Consider the following 19,978-nt stretch of genomic DNA (forward strand, 5'->3'; position numbering starts at 1 on the left):
TAATCCTCCTTCTAGCGATATATACTTAAACGGGCTATCTAACATGTATGGGAGGGGTAATGAGAATGGGGATATGGTTTCTTAAATTGGCAGCTCTTTATTTCCTAATTGGAGTTAGTATGGGGTTATTGATGGAGATGATGGGGGATCACAGTTTGGCAGGCGCTCACGCTCATATTAACCTATTAGGTTGGGCTTCCATGGGCTTATTCGGTTTTATCTATATTCTATTCCCCACCGCTAGTGAAACGCTCTTAGCAAAACTGCATTTCTGGCTTTATAACGTGTCATTCCCTTTATTTATGCTAGGACTATCTTTTTTCCTTGCAGGCAATACTTCCCTAACCGTTCTTCTCATGATCTTTCCTAACCTTCTTGTCTTAAGTGTCATCCTGTTCGTTATTAACATGTTTATAAATTTGAAAGCAGAAGACGTTGCTCACTTGCTTAAGAAAAGCGAAACTACGTCACTTTAATTCAATTAAGTCGTTTAATAGTAAAACATAGTTAAAAGGTCGAGTTTCCAATTGGAAACTCGACCTTTTAACCTTATAAGTAGGTACATGTTTTTCTCCTATTTTCCAAGACAAGTTATGGATTAGTCCACACTGATTTCAATCGATTTATCTCCATCGAATGAATAAAAATTCCATCGCTACTGTATAACTCCAGACCATTACTTTCCTCTTTAGGAAACACCAAATTTGTAACGACCGTTTCCCCACTATTCCCAAAAATCTCAATGGAGGATCGATCAATTAATACGGTCAATTGCAAACGCTCATGAGGAGAGTCCATCTTTACTGTCTGCTTACAGGCAAAAGAGGCATGAAAAGAAGAATCTCCAGATCGAGTGCGATCAAAAATCAGCATTTCTTTTTTTGCATTATATTCGATGACTGTCTCCTCATTATCAGACTTTAAGACCTTTAAGCCTACTACTTCTGATGAACCAGGATTAAGATCAATGGTTATTTCAAGTGTGTTTTCATGAATACCGCTTAGCACATTTTCACCTGATGTTACATTTTGTTCTTTCAGCAGTACAAGAGGCTCTTTAATATTCTTAAGTTCTGTAACTGGCAGTTGGGTAAGTTGGACACCAGCTAATGTGGATTTCAAGACTAGCTCTCTAGGGATTGTCATCGCGCTTCGCCAACCTTCTGTAGGCGTTTCATTCGCGTAGCGCCAGTTACTCATCCATCCAATCAAAATCCTTCTCTCATCATGATCTGGTAAATCTGACCACGTTACGCCTGCGTAGTTATCTCTCCCGTGATCAAGCCAGCACACATGACCTGGGTGATGATCGTTTCGAAACGTTTTACCATCAAATTCACCAATGAAATATTGTGTTTTTGAACCGCTATCGACATCTGGATGGTCACCAAGGCTAACGAGTAATACCCACTTTTGTTTGGATGGATCGTGGTCGATTGGTAGTTTAAATAAATCAGGGCATTCCCATACCCCCTGATGCGATCCTTCTTTCTCTCCAAACGTGCTGGCAAACTCCCAGTCGATTAAATTTAATGACGTATAGATACTAATGGATTGCCCTGAAGCGATGACCATCACCCAACGATTCGTTTCTTTGTGCCAAAAAACTTTAGGATCTCGAAAATCTAGAATTCGAGGTTCTGATAGGACCGGATTCCCTTTATATAATGTCCAGCTCCTCCCATTATCGCTACTGTAAGCTAGGCTCTGCCGTTGGCGTGGTCTGTCGGATCCAGGATATGTATCCGCATGAGTAAAGATTGCTACGAGACCACTTTGCCCATTAAAGAACCCAGTTGTATCATCCCAGTCGACAACTGCACTGCCCGAGAAAATAGCCCCGTTTTGATCGGGTTTTAACGCAATAGGGAGATGCTCCCAGTGAATCAAATCTTTACTCACTGCGTGTCCCCAATGCATCGGTCCCCAAACACTACTATAAGGATGATATTGATAGAATAAATGATATTCTCCGTTAAAATAAACCATCCCATTTGGGTCGTTCATCCAATTTGATTCTGGAGTGAAATGAAACTGAGGTCTATGCTTCTCTGAATAGTTGCTTCGAGGAACGACTTGTTCAACATCCAATATTCAGCACCCTTTCCTTCAACAAAGTTTTTAACTAAACCATTAATTAATTTGTAGTTTACTAATTGCTTTAAGAAACCAATAACTAATAAAGTAAGCTAACGTACTTGTGATAAAAAATAGTCCTGCTGGGTTATCTAACAAGAAATAGACTGTCCCAAGGGTAACAACCCCAATTATGATTGTTGAATATGGACTTGCTACAACAAGAAAAAACGAATTTCGCACCAGTTCGTGCCACTTTGCTTTCACGTGAACCATCATCGGAAATAAGTATATAGTCATAAGGACAAAAATGATGCTTAGAAAGACACTTACGATAAAAATCACAACTTCAAGCACTGATCCAGATAAGGATACGATTTGGAAATTTAGGTATAAAGAAAGTCCAACTAAGCTCCAAATAAGGGATAAACCAAAGCTTTGTTTGAAATTCTCCTTAAACAACTTAAAGAAAGTAATGAAAACACCTGCATCTCCTTTTTTAAGTTGCCATGTTCGTACCACACCGAACAAAGCTGCTGTTGAAGGGAAAATCGTGATAATCGGAACACACATGATCGCCCAGATGAAACTGAGAAAGAGGAAATCTACTGCTTTTTCTAAAAAAGAAAATATCCTATATTTATGATTTCCCAACTCACTCTCCTCCCGTCGTTTACATACTCACTTGCTACTTTTAACATGAATTTCGTATTTCTAGGCTTGATGGCAAGCTCACACAGGAAGATTCTTTCTGTGGATTATCTAAACGAGCGAGCAACAATTCTGCTGCCCTTTCCCCTATTTCATGAATAGGCTGTTTAATAATGGTTAACGGGGGATTCGTTGCTTCTGTCCATTCATAATTATCATAACCAATAACCGCCATCTGTTCAGGCACTTGAATCTTGCTTTTATTTAACGTAACAACGGAACCTAATGTGAGAATATTGTTCCCAATCATGACTGCCGTGCATTTGGATTGCTCCAGTAAAAACGCCATAGCATTTTTCCCAGCTTCCAATGAGGCTTCATCGATCACGATCATTGATTCGTCAACCTGGAGATTGTTTTCTCGTAAAGCATGTTTATATCCTCTAAGTCGTTCATCACTAGTCGTTAGTCCAAGTGGACCGGAAATATATCCGATTCTTTGATGTCCCTTATGAATTAAATGATTCATTGCCTCATAAGTGCCTTTAAAGTTATCGACCAGCACACAGTCACAATCAATTCCTTCTGGCTTTCGGTCAATAAATACAATGGGTAATTGATCTTCAAATTCTTTTAAATAGCTATGATCCCCGTAAGTTGGAGCCATGATTAATCCATCAATCATTTGGTTTTTAAACATATTGATTTGTTGAATCTCATTTTCAATTTCTTCATTTGAATTACTTAAAATTAACTGATAGCCAATTTCCTTCAGCTTTTTCTCAATGCTGTGAGCAATCGACATAAAGAAAAAGCCCGAGGTATCCATTTCTTTAGCAGGAATGATCAAACCGATCGTTTTTGAACTGCTGCTTCGAAGACTTCTCGCTACGAAGTTCGGACTGTAGTTAAGATCCCGCATAGCCTGATAGACCTTTTTCTTCGTATTTTCAGAAACATACCTCGTTCCGTTAATCACGTGAGAAACGGTGGCAGTAGAGACACCTGCTTTTTGAGCAACATCTTTCATTTTTGAACGCATATTATTTCCATCTTTAACGGTGCCCATATCCTTTTCACCTACTTATCAGATTACTCGCCCTTTTAAACTGCGAACCACGTGACGCGTAATCGATTACGTTACTTTTTATAAAAGGAGCTCTTACGAAGAGCCCAAGTAAACGATTACGTATATTATAACTTTAATTATAGTTTTTGAAGTAAGCGCTGTCAATTAACTTTCTACGTTAAATAAAGAGAATATATTTCTTTAAGAACGTGCTTAATTCGCATTAATCATACTGGCTCTATTTAACTGATAGATAGCTAAAGAGTTTAAAGTTACTTCACCATCGATCGCATATAGTTCTAGCTGATCACTCGTTAGTTCAGGAAAGATTTGATCAGATAACACAACCTCACCATCATTCCCAAACACTTCGATAGAAGAACGATCAACAAGTAAGTGAATTGTAACTGACTTATTAGAAGGCACCATGACTACTTCGTGCTTAGCACCAAAAGAACTACTAAAACTCGTATCACCAGACTTAGAACGATCTAAAGATAACGTAGCATTTGCTATGTCGTAACTAACTTTTGTAAATTCGTCATGACCTACACGAACGTTAAAACCAAATTCTTTCGCCGTTGAATGATCTGTTTGAAATTCAGCAACAATTTCTAACGTATCTCCTTTCATATCAGATAATAGATTCTCACCCGGTACCACTACTTCATTCGTCCAATAACTTCCTTCCCCTCTTAAACTCTGAAGCTCACTGACAGGATTTTGAACGAGGCGAACACCTAAATTCGAAATGCTGTTCAAATTTAGTTCCTTTGGTATCGTCATTTTACTTCGCCAAATAGAAGTTGGGATCGCTTGACCGTACTCCCAATTATTCATCCATCCCATCGCAATTCGACGACCATCTGGAATATGATTAAAGGTTAGCGGTGCATAATAGTCAGCGCCATGATCAGAATATAGTACGGTACTTGCTAGATTGTCATTACGAAAGGTCGTTCCATCAAAATCACCAATAAAATATTGTACACCTGACCCACCAGCAGGAGCACCTTTACTAAGACTTACCTGCATCACCCATTTGGTGTTGTTAGAATCACCATCCACAGGTAATTGGAAAAGATCCGGAACTTCCCAAACCCCTTCATGTGATCCTTGATTTTCACCAAAGTCGCTCGCAAATGTCCAATCCTTCATGTCTTCCGAATGATAGATTCGAACAAATTGCTTTTGAAATTGATCTTCCACTGCAAGCAGCATCACCCATTGATTGGATGCTTCATGCCAGAATACTTTCGGATCTCTGAACACTGAAAATTGGTCGATGTTTGTGAGGACTGGATTTCCAGCATACTTCTGCCATGAACGGCCATTATCATTGCTGTAAGCAAGACTTTGACTTTGATTCCCTCCTTTTTCATGCGTAAACATCGCCACCATGGCATCCTTCCCAAACCCGGCCGTATTGTTTTCATCCACGACAACGCTACCTGACCATATAAATCCGTTCTCATCTTCTTCTAGCGCAGTCGGCAGTCGTTCCCAATTTACTAAATCTGTACTAACCGCATGCCCCCAATTCATTGGTCCCCATGTGACGCCAGTTGGATTATACTGATAAAACACATGGTATTCTCCGTTATGATAAACAAGCCCATTAGGGTCATTCATCCAATTTTTTTCGGGAGTATAGTGAAACTGTGAACGGTATTTTTCATACCGCTCACTCGTTAGAATATCTTCTTCTGAATTGAATACATGAAAATCATCAACATTGATATGACCCCATCCGCCGGTAGCCTTATCCACCACTTTGATGAATACGTCTTCCCCTATATAGGAAGAAGCGTCCCAGTAGACCCTCTTATACTTTTCATTCTCTGTACCGGTCGATTTCAAAAGCTCCTTTCCATCAGCTTCCCGTACGAGAGAAACATATAGGTGATCATTATCCTTCCCTCCGCCAATCAAGAAGTCAATCCACCCACTTCCATAGAGAGTAAAGGGCTCAGATTGTATTTCACCTCTGTCGGCGTCTCCCCCATCTTTGAAGTTCCAAAGGTGATAGGCGTCTTGGTGATTGAAACAACAGTCCCACTCCCACTCTTCCTCCTGTGTTACATCCTGGTCACTAAAGGCCTCCCCGGTAACCGTCCACCCGCTCAAGTCTCCCGTTTCAAAACCGGGGTTCGCTATCGTTACTTTATTCGGAGGCTCTACGGGAGCATTCACATCATCAATACTAATGTGCCCCCATGAACCTTTGGAACGATCAACAACCTTTAGATAAACATCCTCTCCAATGTAATGAGAAGCATCCCACTTAACTCGGGTATAGCCTTCCTGGTTCCCCCCACTTACTTTCATTAGCTCTTTCCCATTTGAGCTTCTTACTAGTGCAACGTAAAGGTTATAAATATCGTTCCCACCTGATACGAGGAAATCAATTTGTCCATTTCCTCCAAGCGTGAATTTCTGTGAACGTATCGTTCCAATCTCCGCATCCTCACCATTATGAACACTATATAGATGATAACCTCCGTTTTGATTAAATGGACCTCCCCACCCCCAATCGTCAGCAGACGTAACATCAAGATCGCTAAAGGCATCGCCTTCCATGACAGTCCAACCCGTTAAGTTACCAGCTTCAAAATCATGATTTACTAACTCATCATGAGGGGGCTCTTCAACGACAGTAACCGCACTCGTTGCCATATGACCTCCATCCCTTGTTTCAGCTTTAATCGTAGCAGCACCTTCTGAATGAGCCGTAACTTTTCCATTCACAACAGTCGCAACGCTTGGATTACTTGAAGTCCAGATCACCTCTTTATTCGTTGCTTGAGCCGGCTTCACTTCAGGTGTTAATCGTTCTGTATCTCCAGCAATTAATTCTAGCGAATCTGGATTGAGTGACACCCCAGTAGCGTTCACCTTTTCGTACGCAGAATTCATCTCCCAAACCTGTAATGACTTTACGGTGACGGATTCACTTTGCTCATTTGCCCAGAGCTGAACACCTTTCGCATCGTCTCTTGTCGGATAGGTTCTTGTGGTTAATCCTTTTTGTTCATTTAAATAAGCATTGATCTCAGAACGATCCACGTATACATGGAGATTGATCGTCTCTGAATCAGTATCTACCTCTCCACCCTGGTACCATTTTTCGACATCGGGATCGAGACTTGATTTGGTTCGGTTCACCCAAAACTCCTTGCTACTTTCTTTGTAATACACAATGGTTTCTTCTTCCCCATTCGGTGAACGTCTTAAGCTAATTCCCGCTTCATTAGCAGATCCATTGTCTAGTTCTAACTGGATCTCAAGCATATCTCCTTCTATGTTGGAAAGAAGTTGATTCGCTTCTTCCATAGACGTGTCAGAAGTAATATTAAGAAGCTGTTCGCCACGTAATTCGTTCAACTCTTGGATCGGCTTCATCCCTAACTTTCCGTCATCTCGATAAAAAACCTCTGTTGGCAAACCATAATTGTGGGCATAGCCAGCATCATAATCGTCGTTTGCTGGACGCCTGCCCTGCGTAATACTATGAATAACGGTTCTTCCATCAGGCGTTACCATTCCAGCTGGTCCAGTAAAATGGTCTCCAACATCGAGTAATTGAGGGGTTTCATTATCTGGCGTGAACTTAGCGGTATCCGGATTCCATGTTCCAATCCAATAGTACGTATACCTCGACTGATACTCCTCCCTTTGCATTTTGGCAGGGTTGATCAAGAAAATATGTTTTCCGCTATCTCCTAATGGCAGCAAAATCGGCAGCTCCCAAACGCGTCCTGTTTCTGGATAGGTTCCATAATCTCCAACGAATAAGTCTCCTTCGAAGGTCCAATCTTCAAAACTGGCATCCTTTGTAGAATACACTAGAGCGGTACCTCCAACGGCTTTGCCATCAGATCCTTCTTTACCAGAAGTCACTAGCATGTACCAGGTATCACCATCTTTAAAAACGTAAGGATCTCGAAATTCACCCATGATCCCCTGTCCTTCTTCTTGATCTAGAATCACTTCTGAATTCTTTTCCCAACGGTTAAGATCGTTATCCCCATCTTGCAAAAACGTACTTCTTGCTAAATTAATGCGCTGATTAGGCTGATCACGATCATCACCCGCTGTGTAAAAGATAACAGGCACACCGTTATCATCGACAACAGCACCACCCGCCCACGCCCCCTCGGGATCCACATCATATCGCCCAGGGATAACGGCATCGTCAACATCTCTCCAATGAACCATATCATCACTTACAAGATGCCCCCAGCGAATATGATTCCAGTATGGACCTCTAGGATTACTCTGATAGAACACATGATATTGACCATTAAAGTAAATAGGACCACCTGGTTCATTTCCCCAATGGTTCGGAGGAGACATATGAAACTGTGGCCGATGTTGGTCGTCCGCTAAAAGACTGCGATCGGTTTTTACATCAGCGGTTGGCAGATTACCATTTAAAGCGCTTACATAAGATTCGTAGGAATCTTTCACATTCCCAGCACCCAAGGCCTGATTGTAGATTTTCACTTCATCCATAAGCCCACTAAACATATTTAAATCAAAGCCATACAACCACATGCCATCATTGTTCTTTCCAATTAACAAATCTCTTACACTCGGTTTAATCGCAGCTCCTGCATCAAATTTTCGTGATGTTACCTTTTCACCATTCTGGTAGAGAACTGCTTCTCCAGTTGTGCTATCGTACGTTGCGACGACGTATGACCACTCATTTAAAGGGAGTAGTGTATCTGACATCACTTCATGCCACTCGTCTCCAGTACCAAACTGTAACCCCCACGTACCGTGGCGAAAATTTCCGAGTATGAATCCTTCTTTCTTCTCCCAGTTATGCTGATTCACGATTGCAGATAAGCGGCCTTCGTCTCCATGTTCAAAATTTCTTGGCGCGACCCACGCTTCAACTGTTATAGCTTCTTTAGGCGCAGGTAGTTTCGTAGGGCTCTGTTTAATCCAGGTAGAGTACCCATCAAATAATAAGGAACCGTTTGAAATGCCGTCCTTCCACAGTGGATCCTGTGCTTCCTGAAAGACTCCCTTACTAAGATGGTAATCAATTAAATTGGTTTCACCTGTTACTTGCTCTACAGTATCCTGACCAGTACCTTCATCTAAACTCCAGTGAGCCATTAACCCATCAGTGAAAGGAGAATTGGTTGTTCGAAAGTCATCAACATTGATATGTCCAAACGCCCCTTTAGCATTATCGACGATTTTGATAACCACTTCTTCACCAATGTATGCTGAAACATCCCAATAAACGCGCTGGTACTTTTCCGTATCTCGTCCGGTTTCTTTTCGCAACTCTTTTCCATCAGAAGTTCTTACGAGAGCAACATATAGATTCTCATCGTCATTCCCTCCTCCAATAAGAAAATCGATTCCGCCATTTTGATCGATCGTAAATGGCTCTGATTGCAGCTCACCTACTTGATCGTCTCCACCATCGTTAAAATTCCATAAATGGTAGCGCCCCTCATGCAAAAATTCATCGCCTTCACTCCATTCATCTTCATGAACAAGGCTTTCTGGGCCAAATGCATCTCCGCTTACAATTTCCCATCCCCTTATTTCGTACGGAGTTAGTGCCGTATATTCGAAATCATGATTATAAATAGAAGGCTCCACATGGTCATGTAAAGAAGGGGTCGCAGGAACATTCACATCATCAAGATTGATATGCCCCGTTGTCGTTGAATCAACAACTTTAATCCTAACAACTGTGCCTATATGAGCGGAGGCATCCCAACTCTTCTTGGAATATGTATCTGTCCCAGTCCCTGTTTCCTTCATTAATTCTTCTCCGTCTGATTCTCTAACGAGAGAGATCGATAAGTGATCCGCGTCCGAATCTCCCCCTGTAAGAAAATCAATCTGACCATCTCCACCAAGAGTAAAGGTTTCAGACTGCATGATCCCAACTTTAGTGTCGTCTCCCCGCCCTCCCCATATATGCCAGAAGTTCTTTTGATCAAACGTTTGCTTATCCCAATACTGCGATTCATCTGTCACATCTTTCTCATTGAATGCATTACCGCTTATAATTGTCCACCCGGTTAAATCTCCAGTTTCAAAACTTGGATTTGTAATGGTCGTTTGAGCTTGAACAGGGTTCGAAATACTGATTGGCATAAGGCTACTGATTACTAATAAGACAGTCAGAGAAACCACTTTCAACCTACAGCGATTGAACATGAGTTTGTAAAGCTCCCTTCAAAATAAGTGACTTATCCATTCGGGCAACTAAGGTGACTAGCTTTCATCAATATGACTCAAGGACAAAAAGTCTTAAAATCCAGGCCCCATCTCCCAAACTTCCATCGACTTCACTTTTATGTGATCATTCGCCCACACCGCTATACCTAGTGCTTCAATCTCAGGGTATGCTCTCGTCGTTATACTTTTTAATTCATTGGCATAGCACTCTATGATGGAACAATCGACGTAAATATGAAGCTTTAACTGTTCTCCATTTAGTAGAAGTTCCCCACCTTGAGATTGGACCAGGTTTGAATCATTTGTTTTCTTTTTAACATTCAACGTCTCTTCTTGACGGTTATAGTATAGGAGCGTTTCGACATTCCCACGATCAGACTTTAAAACCTTTACACCATATTCACTCGCAACCGCATCTTGAAATTCAACACAGATTTCAAGCATATTTCCTTTCACATTAGCTAAGATATCATTGCTCTCTTCAACAGATTGATTCTCTAATGAAACAAGTTTTTTCTTGCGAAGCTTTATTAATTCTTCGATCGGTTTAACGCCTAATCTTCCATCGTCTCGTAACCATAGTTGCAGAGGAAGACCTCCATTATGTGCCCATCCTGCTTCATATTCAGCTTTAAGCGAACGCCTTCCCTGGGCGATTGTAAACAAAAGCAAACGACCGGTTTTTGGATCAATCATGGCACTTGGTCCTGTGAAATGAAAATCGCCTACATCAATGAGCTGCGGTTCTTTCTGATCTGGTATAAAGCGATAACCCTGTTTATCCCATGTCCCAATCCAATAAAACACTTCTACATCAGCATTTCTTCCAACAGGACTAATAATAAATAGATGCTTTCCCTCGCCAAGCGGAAGTAAAATCGGCAGTTCCCACACTTCACCTAGGAAAGGAAACTCTTGATCCTTATCATCATATAGAAGGCCTTTACATTCCCAATCTACTAAGTTATCAGAAGTAAATATAATGGCTGCTCCACACACCCCCTCTATACCAGTCCCAACAATTTGGTACCAGAGGTCTTCTTCTTTCCATACAAAAGGATCTCGAAACCCATCATGATGCAAGCCCAATCCTTTAGGCTGAACCGTTACGGGAACGGGATGCTTTCTCCATTTCTTTAAATCGATATCTTGATCTTCCCTAAACGTACTTCTTGCAAGACCTGTCATCTGATTTGGCTTCTTTGATGAATGACCTGCTGTAAAGTACAAAACGGGTAATCCATCTTCATCATAAGCGGCGTTTCCTGACCAAATCCCGTCCGGAGCTAAATCATCCGCTTCCGTTTCAATGGCAATAGGTAAATCGCGCCAATACACGAGATCATCACTCACCCAATGTCCCCACTGGATGTTACCCCAATAAGGGCCCTGTGGATTATGCTGATAAAACAGATGGTATTTCCCTTTGAAATAAAGTGGCGCATGTGGTTCATTCATCCAGTGACCCGGTGGTGTTAAATGAAACTTAGGTCGGAATGGGTCATGATCATAAATGTTTCGATCGATCGCAATTTCTTCATAAGGTAGGTGTGGAATCTCTCCTTTATAAGGTAATAGATAGTTAGTGAAGCTCGTTTTTATTTCCGAGTCATTTAATGCTCGATTATAAATCTTAATATCATCGATTAAACCACTGAACATATTCAATGAAAACACGCTTTCAATCGTAAGCGCATCATTGCTTTTACCTATCAAGAGCGCATCATGACTCACCGTCATAGAAACGTTTTGAGCGATTGTTTTCTCAGCGACTTTTTCACCATTAAGATACAATTGAATACGCCCTTCTTTACCGTTAAAGCTTGCTGCAAGATGAGACCACTTCAACTTTGGTAATGGACAATTATCTGCCCAAACTTCGATCCACTCATCTTCTACACCAAGTTGTAATGACCATTTCCCATGGCGATGAACACCAAGGATAAACCCTCGATTCATCTTTCTGTTATGTTGATTAACAATACCTGTTAACCGTTCATCCTCAATCCCGCCGAATGAACGTGGGGCTAGCCATGCCTCAATGGTAAACGCTTGTTCAATTGTAGGGACCCCTTCTTTACTTTCAACCCATGTTGAATAGCCATCAAATAAAAGTGCGTGGTTGTTGATTCCTTTTCGCCACTGAGGTTCATGAACAGGTGAATCGGAACGATCATTAAACACATAGTGAATAGGATTTTTACGAGAGCCGTCATGGACGTGCTTCCCTTGTCCTTCAGAGAATCCCCAATAAGCTATCAGTGATTTTTCCAACTCAACATTCAACATATTTAACACTCCCAGTTTGTAAAGAAAGTTAGAACATCTCAATCATGTTCTAACTTTCTTCATCATGCCTATTCTATTTTCTACTGATTCTTTTTAAAGCGATCCAATCCATCTTGGTAGATTTCCATTAAGCGACTTAGACCCATGTCTTCAAGCTGTTTATTGTAGCTATCCCACTCCTCGTTTACGCCGCCTTCCATTAGCCACTGAGCTTTCTTCTGATTCGTAAATTCTTTAATATCTACTTCTAGACGGTTAATTTCATCTAGTTCATCAGGACTAAAGAAGATTTGCGGGTAATTCTCGTCTTCAAGATAAGGCGCATAGATCGAATTCAAATCTTCCAAACGCTGTTTTGCACGCGGTTCCATTTCAACAGATTCCTCAAAGTCTTCTTTCAAAATTGCTACTGGTCCATTTGGTGCTACCTTTTGTCTTAATTCACCCATCACCACATCATCGGGTTGTTCTTTCAATACGAGTTTTCCATCCTTTTCTTCAAAAATTGTACCAATTGGCCCCCAGTTAATTTGAGCTGACATTTGTGTTTCATATAACTGATCTACCCAACGCATCGTGATTTCTGGATTTGCATTTGCGGAAGTGATCGCAAACTCTCCACGAGAGTAGTCTGAGTAGTTGGATCGCCCAACAACTTGATCTCCATTCGGACCTTCAAGCGGTGGTAAGAGGACATAATCATCTTTCAATTCTGGACCGACTACTTCTTCCGATTCCCACCAAATATAAGAACCATATTTTTCGTTTTTCCCTTTAGCAAAGTACTGAGAGACATCTTGAGTAAATGATTCTTTATCAATCAAGCCTTCTTCCATCCACTGATGATAATAGTCTATGGCTTCTTTATATTCCGGTTGAACAGCTGTATAGATAACTTCTCCATCTCTTACAATGCGATGATCAACGTTATCTGGCATATTAAATGCTGCAAACATATCGCCGAAGTTTCCAGTCCAGAAGTTGAACATAAAACTTAACGGAACCTCATCCTGCTTACCATTTCCATTTGGATCTTTCTCTTTGAAAGCAACTAGAACATCGTGATACTCGTCAAGAGTCGTTGGCATTTCCAATCCTAACTCGTCTAACCAGGATTTATTAATCGTCATAAAGTTCGGTACAGCTCCAAGACCAGCTTCTTCTGCACGAGGCAGTGTATAAATATGTCCGTCAGGAGCGGTTACCATGCTCTTAAGTTCAGGCCTCTTCTCAAACAATTTTTGAATATTAGGGGCATGCTCTTCAATTAAATCCTCTAGTGGAATGAGCGTGCCATTCTGTCCATACTTCACAATGTCCAGATCCGTAAATTTCGCTGAATAAAAAGCGTCAGGCAAGTCACCGCTTGCAAGCATCAAGTTTTTCTTTTCTTCATAACCATCATCCGGAATATTACTCCATTCAATTTTCACATTCGTCATATCTTCTAACGTATTGAAAATTTCCATCTCGTCGTATTTCGGTGCGAGCGGTGCTTTTGGTGATACAAATTCAAGGGTTACTTGATCATCTACAATCGGAAGCCCTTCTTCATTGAAATCAGCCGATTCGGCCTTACCATCAGAACTACTATCTTTAGAAGAGCAAGCACTTAATACAAGAATGAAACAGAGTAATAAACATATGAACGGAAAAGACCAACTTTTTCGTTTACCCATCACTAAATTCCCCCCGAATGGTTTTAATTTACGGCAATCACAAGCAACTTCAGTAAAGCCATTTGACCCGCGATCCACCTCCTAATAATGAAGTAAAGCAAATGGTTAACCTTTAATACTTCCAATTAAAGCTCCCTTTACGAAATACTTCTGTATGAAAGGATATAGAATTAACAGCGGTATAGCAGCAACAATAATGACACCATATTTGATTAAATCAGCAATTCTTTGCTGAGCAGCAAACGATTCAACATCGCCAACCATACTGGCAGAAGCTTCATTTTGAATAAGGATTGATCTTAAGATTAGCTGTAACGGATATTTGTCTTCATTATTTAAATAAATTAAAGCATCAAAGAACGAGTTCCAATGTGTAACGGCATAAAACAATACCATTACAGCGATAATCGGTTTCGATAGTGGTAACACGATCTTTAAGAAGAATTTCGTATTTGAGCAACCATCCATTTTTGCTGATTCTAACAATTCATCTGGAATCGTCGACTGAAAGAACGTTCTTGCCACAATCAGGTTCCAAACCGCAACCGCCTTTGGAATAATGAGGGCCCACATCGTATCTACCATACCAAGGTTTTTAACGACTAAATAAGTTGGGATTAATCCCCCTGAGAAAAACATGGTGAAAACAAACAGAATCATGAAGAAATTTCTACCTACTAAATCTTTTCTCGAGAGCGCATAAGCCGCCATCAGAGTTAACGTAACATTCACTAATGTTCCAACGACGGTGTACAGCACCGTATTTTTATAACCTGTCCAAATCCGATTATCCTGAAAGATCCGTTCATATCCTTCAAAGGTGATTCCCTGAGGCCAAAACCATACATCGCCATTGTAGACGCTATCAGGGTTACTAATCGAAGCGATGATAATAAAATACAGCGGGTACAAAACGACGAGTGAGAGTGACGTAAGAAAGAGGAAGTTAATGAGATCAAATATCTTATCCTCTTTCGATTTTCTTGACCATAACTTCGAGCGATTCATCACAAATTGAGTCATAACTTACTCCCCCTTACCATAGCCCTGAACCGGATAATTTCTTGGCAGCCCTATTAACTGCCCACAATAAGATAAAGTTAATCACTGCGTTAAACAATCCAACCGCTGCCGCAAAACTGTACTGAGCACTCTGTAAACCTACTTTATACACATAAGTTGGGATAATCTCTCCTGCTGAGACATTCAACGGAGTTTGCATTAAATACGCTTTCTCAAATCCGATGTTCATTAGATTTCCTACCGATAGAACTAATAAAATCATCGCGGTAGGCAAAATCGCTGGAATATCGACATGAAGGATCCTCTGCCATTTATTAGCTCCATCCATAATCGCTGCTTCATGAACTTCTGGACTAACACCAGCTAACGCAGCAAGATAAATGATCGCTGCCCACCCTGTCTCCTGCCACAAGCCTGAAGAAATGTAGAGTGGTTTAAACCAACCTGCCTGTGACATAAAATGAACAGGTTCGGCACCAAAAATCATGAGGAAATTGTTTATTAAACCGTTCGGTGAGAAGAAAACATACACCATACCTACAAGAACAACGACCGAAATAAAGTGAGGAGCATAGATAACAGTTTGAACGAATTTTTTGTAACGCTGATTTCTTAACTGATTTAAAAGAAGAGCAACCATGATCGGTAACGGAAAGCCAAATAATAATTGCAGCACACTGAGCTCGAGGGTGTTCTCTAACAGAGTCCAGAACTGAAAGGAATTGAAGAAACGTTCAAAGTGCTCAAAACCAACCCAGGGACTTCCTGAAACCCCCAATGTGGGCATATAATCTTGAAACGCAATGAGGACACCATACATAGGGACATAGTGGAAGACAATGAAGTAAATTAACGTAGGAAGTAGAAATAAGTACAATTCATAGTTATGTAAAACCTTTTTCCAGGAGCTGTTGACCTTTGGGACACTACGGACATTTCTTCTAGGTAACGCTCTAAGTTTCGTCTCCATAATCTCTCCTCACCTATAATTAATCGTTTACGTAATCGATTACTTTTTGTAATAAAAAAAATGAATGTTCCTTGATTATTCACTTAATTGGTTCATTATCGAAGAAGAACGACTCATTTAATCGTTTACGTAGAAGCTTTGATTAATATTATTGTAAGCGGTTTCTAAAATGGTGTCAACTGATTTTAGAAAATTTAAATAAATGGTTTTTCGGTATTTGGGTTTGAGGTGAGTAGAGTCCCACGCTCTGTTTTACTGTCTGTAATTAATGATCTTTAATATCGAAAAAATGTTTTTAAATACTAATTCGTTTATTTGGTTTCATTAATTTAATAGAGTAGCAAAAAAGGCTGCCCCTTATCAGGGACAGCCTTCTTCATCATTTCTTACCTTTTAAAAAGTCGCGCATATAGTGGTTAACTACTTCCGGTTTCTCGTGATGCGGGGCATGGCTTACGCCTTCCATTCGGTGAATCGTAAGATCACTAACATACTCTTCTAACCCATCCAGATTGCTGTTTTCAAAAGCGGGATCTGCATCACCCCAAATGATTAACGTTGGCGAATCAAACATTTGATACGGAAGTTCCAATGGCTTTTGTACGTGCTCTTCGAACGGATAGAATGAAATAGCCCGGTAATAGTTAAGCATTGACTTCATCGCATCCGGCTGTGTCCACGCCTCTATGTATTTCTCCTCATCCTCTTCGGTTAAATAACCTTTTTTCTTTCCAGGAATCGTCATCATCTTTCTTAATCGCTCTGCATTATTTTCTACAAGCGCTTCATGAGAATCAGGTCGCTGGAAAAATGCCATATAACTACTATCTTCTCTCTGCCCTGGGTTCTCTGCTAGCTCTCGTCTAAATGTATACGGGTGAGGCGCATCGAACATGATTAGTTTGTTCACATATTCAGGAGAGGTGTAAGCTAACGTCCAAGCTACCGCTCCGCCCCAGTCATGGGCGACTAAAACGCAGTCCTTCTCCCCAAACGCTTCAATCAACTGTTTTACATCCTCGACTAAAATGGACATATCATATGAAGAAACCCCTTCAGGTTTGTCAGATACGTTGTACCCTCTCATATCAACAGCAACGACGCGGTAATCCTTCGAAAACTCTTCCATTTGATGATGCCAGTTGTACCAGAAATAAGGGAAACCATGGAGAAACAGCATCAGTTCGCCTTCTCCTTCTGTTACGTAATGAAGGTTGACATCATTCACTTTCACAAAGCCATCTTTCATCATTTCATCCACCCTTTCTTATAAAGACTTCTAACATCGAGACACTTTACTCCTCTTCTATTTGATGCGCAATTAGGATGTCTCGTTTTCTGGATAAATAGGAAATATAACCTAATAAGAGAGGGATAAAAGTGTGATTAAATTCCTACTAAACAGAGGGAGTACAAATTCAAAGGATCATCGGTCTCTTTCGCTATAACTACCTTACTTCCTATATATTCTATTTTTGACCCCTCTCATACTTTTAATTGAGGTATAATAATCAACAAAGAATATGAAGGAGGAGATGATTATGTTTTGTCCAAAGTGCGGGACGAAAAACATAGAGAATGCTCGGTTTTGCAGCCAGTGTGGCCACTCTTATACGAGATATCAGCAGAGAAACCGATGGTGGTTGACCGGTATCATCCTTACCTTTTTATTAATGAGCGGTGTCTTTATTTACGCTTTCGTTCTTGATAAAGAACGAACGAAAGAAACGATTCAAACCCCAGTCGAAAAAATCGCTGAGTCTACGAAACTAGAAGAAGATGAAAAAGAAGCAAGTGCAACCACATCACCAAACGTTACTCAGAAAAAAAGCACGACAGAAAAGAAAGTTCCTTCCCCTCAAACATCCACAGAAAAAGATAAGAAAGAAATCATACGTGAAGCACAAACAAAAGTGTATACCATTTTAACGGAGGATAGTCTCGGGTCTGGCTTCTTGTTTCAGGATAATGGAGCAGTTGTAACCAATGCTCATGTGGTGGCAGGCTATATTGATGTCACCTTGCGTGATCAGGATGGACGAGAAATGAATGGCAAGGTGATTGGCATCTCTAATCAGTATGATGTCGCTCTAATTGAAGTACAGAATTTAAAAGGTACTTCTCCTTTGGAGATGGAAATGAAAGAATCAGAAGTTGGAACAGAAGTAATCGCACTTGGAAGCCCCCAAGGGTTAGAAAACACAGCATCAATCGGATATCTCACCGGGCTTGACCGTTCATTTGAATCCGAATTTCAATACGAAAACGTCTATCAAATCGATGCCCAAGTTTCACCCGGAAGCAGCGGAGGTCCATTGTTAGATGGAAAGACAGGAAAAGTGATCGGCATTAACTCCGCCCTGTTAACGAGCGATGAATCCATCGCCTTCTCAATCCCAATATACACAATGACGGATCTCTTAACGAACTGGTCGCAATCGCCAATGGATGAAAATGAAGTCGCCAGCACCTTTAACTACTACAATGAGGCTTCAGTGTATGATGAATATGCAGAAGAGGAAGAAGACACGTACGATGTTCCATATGATGAAGCAAGCCTCGCTAACTTCATCATCAATTTTAGAGGGAACTATGAAACGGCATTGCGAGATGAAGACTTTGGTTATATTGAAGACCAGCTTTTGTATGACAGTCAGGCATATTATGAAATGGCTAACTACCTTGACGAGATAAGCGGTCAGGGAATGGTCTTTAAATTCACGTTAAATGATGTAACCAATATTGACATGCAGACTGATCAAGCGATCGTTAGCACCTATGAAGTTTTTGATTTTATGAATGCGGCTGGGGAATGGAGCATGTATGAACGAACCAAGGACTATTATGTTGTGACAGATGAATATGGGGATTATAAGATTAAGTATATTGAGATATATCAATGAATTGATGAGGGGTGAGTTGCGCCACACTTCTACTTTTTTCTCGTCTTGCTTACCCCTCCATTAATCGCCCGAGAAATGCATACCTGACAGGGAATAGAGAAACCGATCGGACTAATTTATAGACCGATCGGTTTCATAAGAACATTTTTAATTCGTCGGCTATTTATTATTATTTACTTAGTCATTAAACCAGCAAATGTTAAAGTTTCTTTTCTCTCTAAGCATATAGAGACAAGCAACCTCTTAATTGATTTTGAACCGTTCTCCTAGTAAATAATTTCTAACACCCTTGAATTCCTCTCCAGAAAATTCGCCAGGCGTTTTGAAGACGCTCCTCATGTTCCACTTTCGAATAATAAAAAAGCTGTTCAAACGTGCCATCAAGGAGGCATATATAAGCATCGATTACCTCATCTTGTTCCGCCTGAATGTCTCCTTTTTGCTTCCCTTCTTTTACGATAGCAATCAATACATCCCTTAGTGCTTCCTCTGATTTAATAAATTGTTCATTAAGTGTATCTTTTAATACTAGTGGTGGGAAAAGCATGAACCTCTTAAATAGAAGTCCAAGATCTTCACTTTCAAGATAAGTTGAATGGTCTTTCAACAAGCAATATAACTGCCGATCCGTGGTCATGTTGCGATAATTATGTACTTGCAGTTCTAAAAAATCCCGATAATCTCGATTCACTTTTTGGAGGATAGCAAGAAATAGATCTTCCTTACTATCAAAATGAGCATATAAGGAAGGTTTTTTAATCCCGACACTTTTAGCAATTTTGCTCAATGATGTTCCTTCAAAACCTTTTCTCGCAAACATGGGCAGAGCTGCTCGTTCTATACGTTCACTCATAGGCGACTTGGTAGATGGCATTTACGATCCCTCCTTACATATTTCAGACTTATAAGCTCATTTGTAGCATCATTTACCCCTATTATCTTCTCTTTCATATATAAGATGTAACTTTCATGAATTGCTTCATCACTAGCCCTATTTCCACTACTCACTGTGCTCTCGAGCCAACAGAAAAAAATTCCTTATCAGAATTAAAATTTACTTTGTTAAATATTTTCTTAACACTTCCAACAACCTTAAATGCTA

Annotated in this window: 12 protein-coding genes; 2 read left to right on the plus strand and 10 right to left on the minus strand. The window is 40.5% G+C overall.

What is annotated here, in order from left to right; all coding sequences use genetic code 11:
- Nucleotides 1-65 precede the first annotated feature (65 nt).
- Entirely contained in the window at nt 66-476 is a 411-nt protein-coding gene (locus AC0VYJ_RS16910; protein ID WP_475365688.1) for a cytochrome-c oxidase, read from the plus strand.
- Nucleotides 477-591: 115 nt separating this feature from the next.
- On the opposite strand, the gene AC0VYJ_RS16915 is transcribed toward AC0VYJ_RS16910, so the two are convergent.
- The 9 genes from AC0VYJ_RS16915 to AC0VYJ_RS16955 all read right to left on the minus strand — a co-directional run bounded on the left by AC0VYJ_RS16915 (nt 592) and on the right by AC0VYJ_RS16955 (nt 17,222).
- Nucleotides 592-2,091: a glycoside hydrolase family 32 protein gene (locus AC0VYJ_RS16915; protein WP_475365689.1), complete on the minus strand. Its 1,500-nt coding sequence runs from the start codon at nt 2,089-2,091 to the stop codon at nt 592-594.
- A gap of 42 nt (nt 2,092-2,133) precedes the next feature.
- The gene (locus tag AC0VYJ_RS16920; protein ID WP_475365690.1) at nt 2,134-2,730 is read right to left on the minus strand and encodes a YesL family protein; all 597 of its coding nucleotides are present in this window, start codon (nt 2,728-2,730) and stop codon (nt 2,134-2,136) included.
- Nucleotides 2,731-2,770: 40 nt separating this feature from the next.
- A complete protein-coding gene (locus AC0VYJ_RS16925; protein WP_475365691.1) occupies nt 2,771-3,796 on the minus strand; it encodes a LacI family DNA-binding transcriptional regulator in 1,026 nt (341 codons plus the stop codon).
- 213 nt (nt 3,797-4,009) lie between these two features.
- Nucleotides 4,010-9,991, minus strand: a complete 5,982-nt coding sequence (locus AC0VYJ_RS16930) for a GH32 C-terminal domain-containing protein (RefSeq protein WP_475365692.1) — start codon at nt 9,989-9,991, stop codon at nt 4,010-4,012.
- A gap of 93 nt (nt 9,992-10,084) precedes the next feature.
- Nucleotides 10,085-12,301 carry a LamG-like jellyroll fold domain-containing protein gene (locus AC0VYJ_RS16935; protein WP_475365693.1) on the minus strand — a complete coding sequence of 739 codons (2,217 nt, stop codon included), beginning with the start codon at nt 12,299-12,301 and terminating at the stop codon, nt 10,085-10,087.
- Nucleotides 12,302-12,381: 80 nt separating this feature from the next.
- On the minus strand, nt 12,382-13,980 hold the full coding sequence (locus AC0VYJ_RS16940; protein WP_475365694.1) for an ABC transporter substrate-binding protein: 1,599 nt from the start codon (nt 13,978-13,980) through the stop codon (nt 12,382-12,384).
- Between the two features lie 105 nt (nt 13,981-14,085).
- Nucleotides 14,086-15,003, minus strand: a complete 918-nt coding sequence (locus AC0VYJ_RS16945; RefSeq protein ID WP_475365695.1) for a carbohydrate ABC transporter permease — start codon at nt 15,001-15,003, stop codon at nt 14,086-14,088.
- 13 nt (nt 15,004-15,016) lie between these two features.
- Nucleotides 15,017-15,973 (minus strand): ABC transporter permease, encoded by a 957-nt coding sequence (locus tag AC0VYJ_RS16950; RefSeq protein ID WP_394176328.1) that lies wholly within the window; start codon nt 15,971-15,973, stop codon nt 15,017-15,019.
- Nucleotides 15,974-16,352: 379 nt separating this feature from the next.
- Nucleotides 16,353-17,222 (minus strand): alpha/beta fold hydrolase, encoded by an 870-nt coding sequence (locus tag AC0VYJ_RS16955; RefSeq protein WP_475365696.1) that lies wholly within the window; start codon nt 17,220-17,222, stop codon nt 16,353-16,355.
- A gap of 292 nt (nt 17,223-17,514) precedes the next feature.
- Here AC0VYJ_RS16955 and AC0VYJ_RS16960 point away from each other — a divergent pair, with 292 nt between their 5' ends.
- Nucleotides 17,515-18,876: a trypsin-like peptidase domain-containing protein gene (locus AC0VYJ_RS16960; protein WP_475365697.1), complete on the plus strand. Its 1,362-nt coding sequence runs from the start codon at nt 17,515-17,517 to the stop codon at nt 18,874-18,876.
- 280 nt (nt 18,877-19,156) lie between these two features.
- On the opposite strand, the gene AC0VYJ_RS16965 is transcribed toward AC0VYJ_RS16960, so the two are convergent.
- Entirely contained in the window at nt 19,157-19,750 is a 594-nt protein-coding gene (locus AC0VYJ_RS16965) for a TetR/AcrR family transcriptional regulator (RefSeq protein WP_475365698.1), read from the minus strand.
- Between the last annotated feature and the right edge of the window lie 228 nt (nt 19,751-19,978).

The organism is Anaerobacillus sp. 63XJN7_5_ISO-PGPR-S23-430 (assembly GCF_056173695.1).

Bases quoted from the DNA above. Each gene is read 5' to 3' on its own strand.
- AC0VYJ_RS16910 (WP_475365688.1), top strand. From the start codon at position 66: ATGGGGATATGGTTTCTTAAATTGGCAGCTCTTTATTTCCTAATTGGA.
- AC0VYJ_RS16925 (WP_475365691.1), bottom strand. From the start codon at position 3,796: ATGGGCACCGTTAAAGATGGAAATAATATGCGTTCAAAAATGAAAGAT.
- AC0VYJ_RS16930 (WP_475365692.1), bottom strand. From the start codon at position 9,991: ATGTTCAATCGCTGTAGGTTGAAAGTGGTTTCTCTGACTGTCTTATTA.
- AC0VYJ_RS16935 (WP_475365693.1), bottom strand. From the start codon at position 12,301: ATGTTGAATGTTGAGTTGGAAAAATCACTGATAGCTTATTGGGGATTC.
- AC0VYJ_RS16940 (WP_475365694.1), bottom strand. From the start codon at position 13,980: ATGGGTAAACGAAAAAGTTGGTCTTTTCCGTTCATATGTTTATTACTC.
- AC0VYJ_RS16945 (WP_475365695.1), bottom strand. From the start codon at position 15,003: ATGACTCAATTTGTGATGAATCGCTCGAAGTTATGGTCAAGAAAATCG.
- AC0VYJ_RS16950 (WP_394176328.1), bottom strand. From the start codon at position 15,973: ATGGAGACGAAACTTAGAGCGTTACCTAGAAGAAATGTCCGTAGTGTC.
- AC0VYJ_RS16955 (WP_475365696.1), bottom strand. From the start codon at position 17,222: ATGAAAGATGGCTTTGTGAAAGTGAATGATGTCAACCTTCATTACGTA.
- AC0VYJ_RS16960 (WP_475365697.1), top strand. From the start codon at position 17,515: ATGTTTTGTCCAAAGTGCGGGACGAAAAACATAGAGAATGCTCGGTTT.
- AC0VYJ_RS16965 (WP_475365698.1), bottom strand. From the start codon at position 19,750: ATGCCATCTACCAAGTCGCCTATGAGTGAACGTATAGAACGAGCAGCT.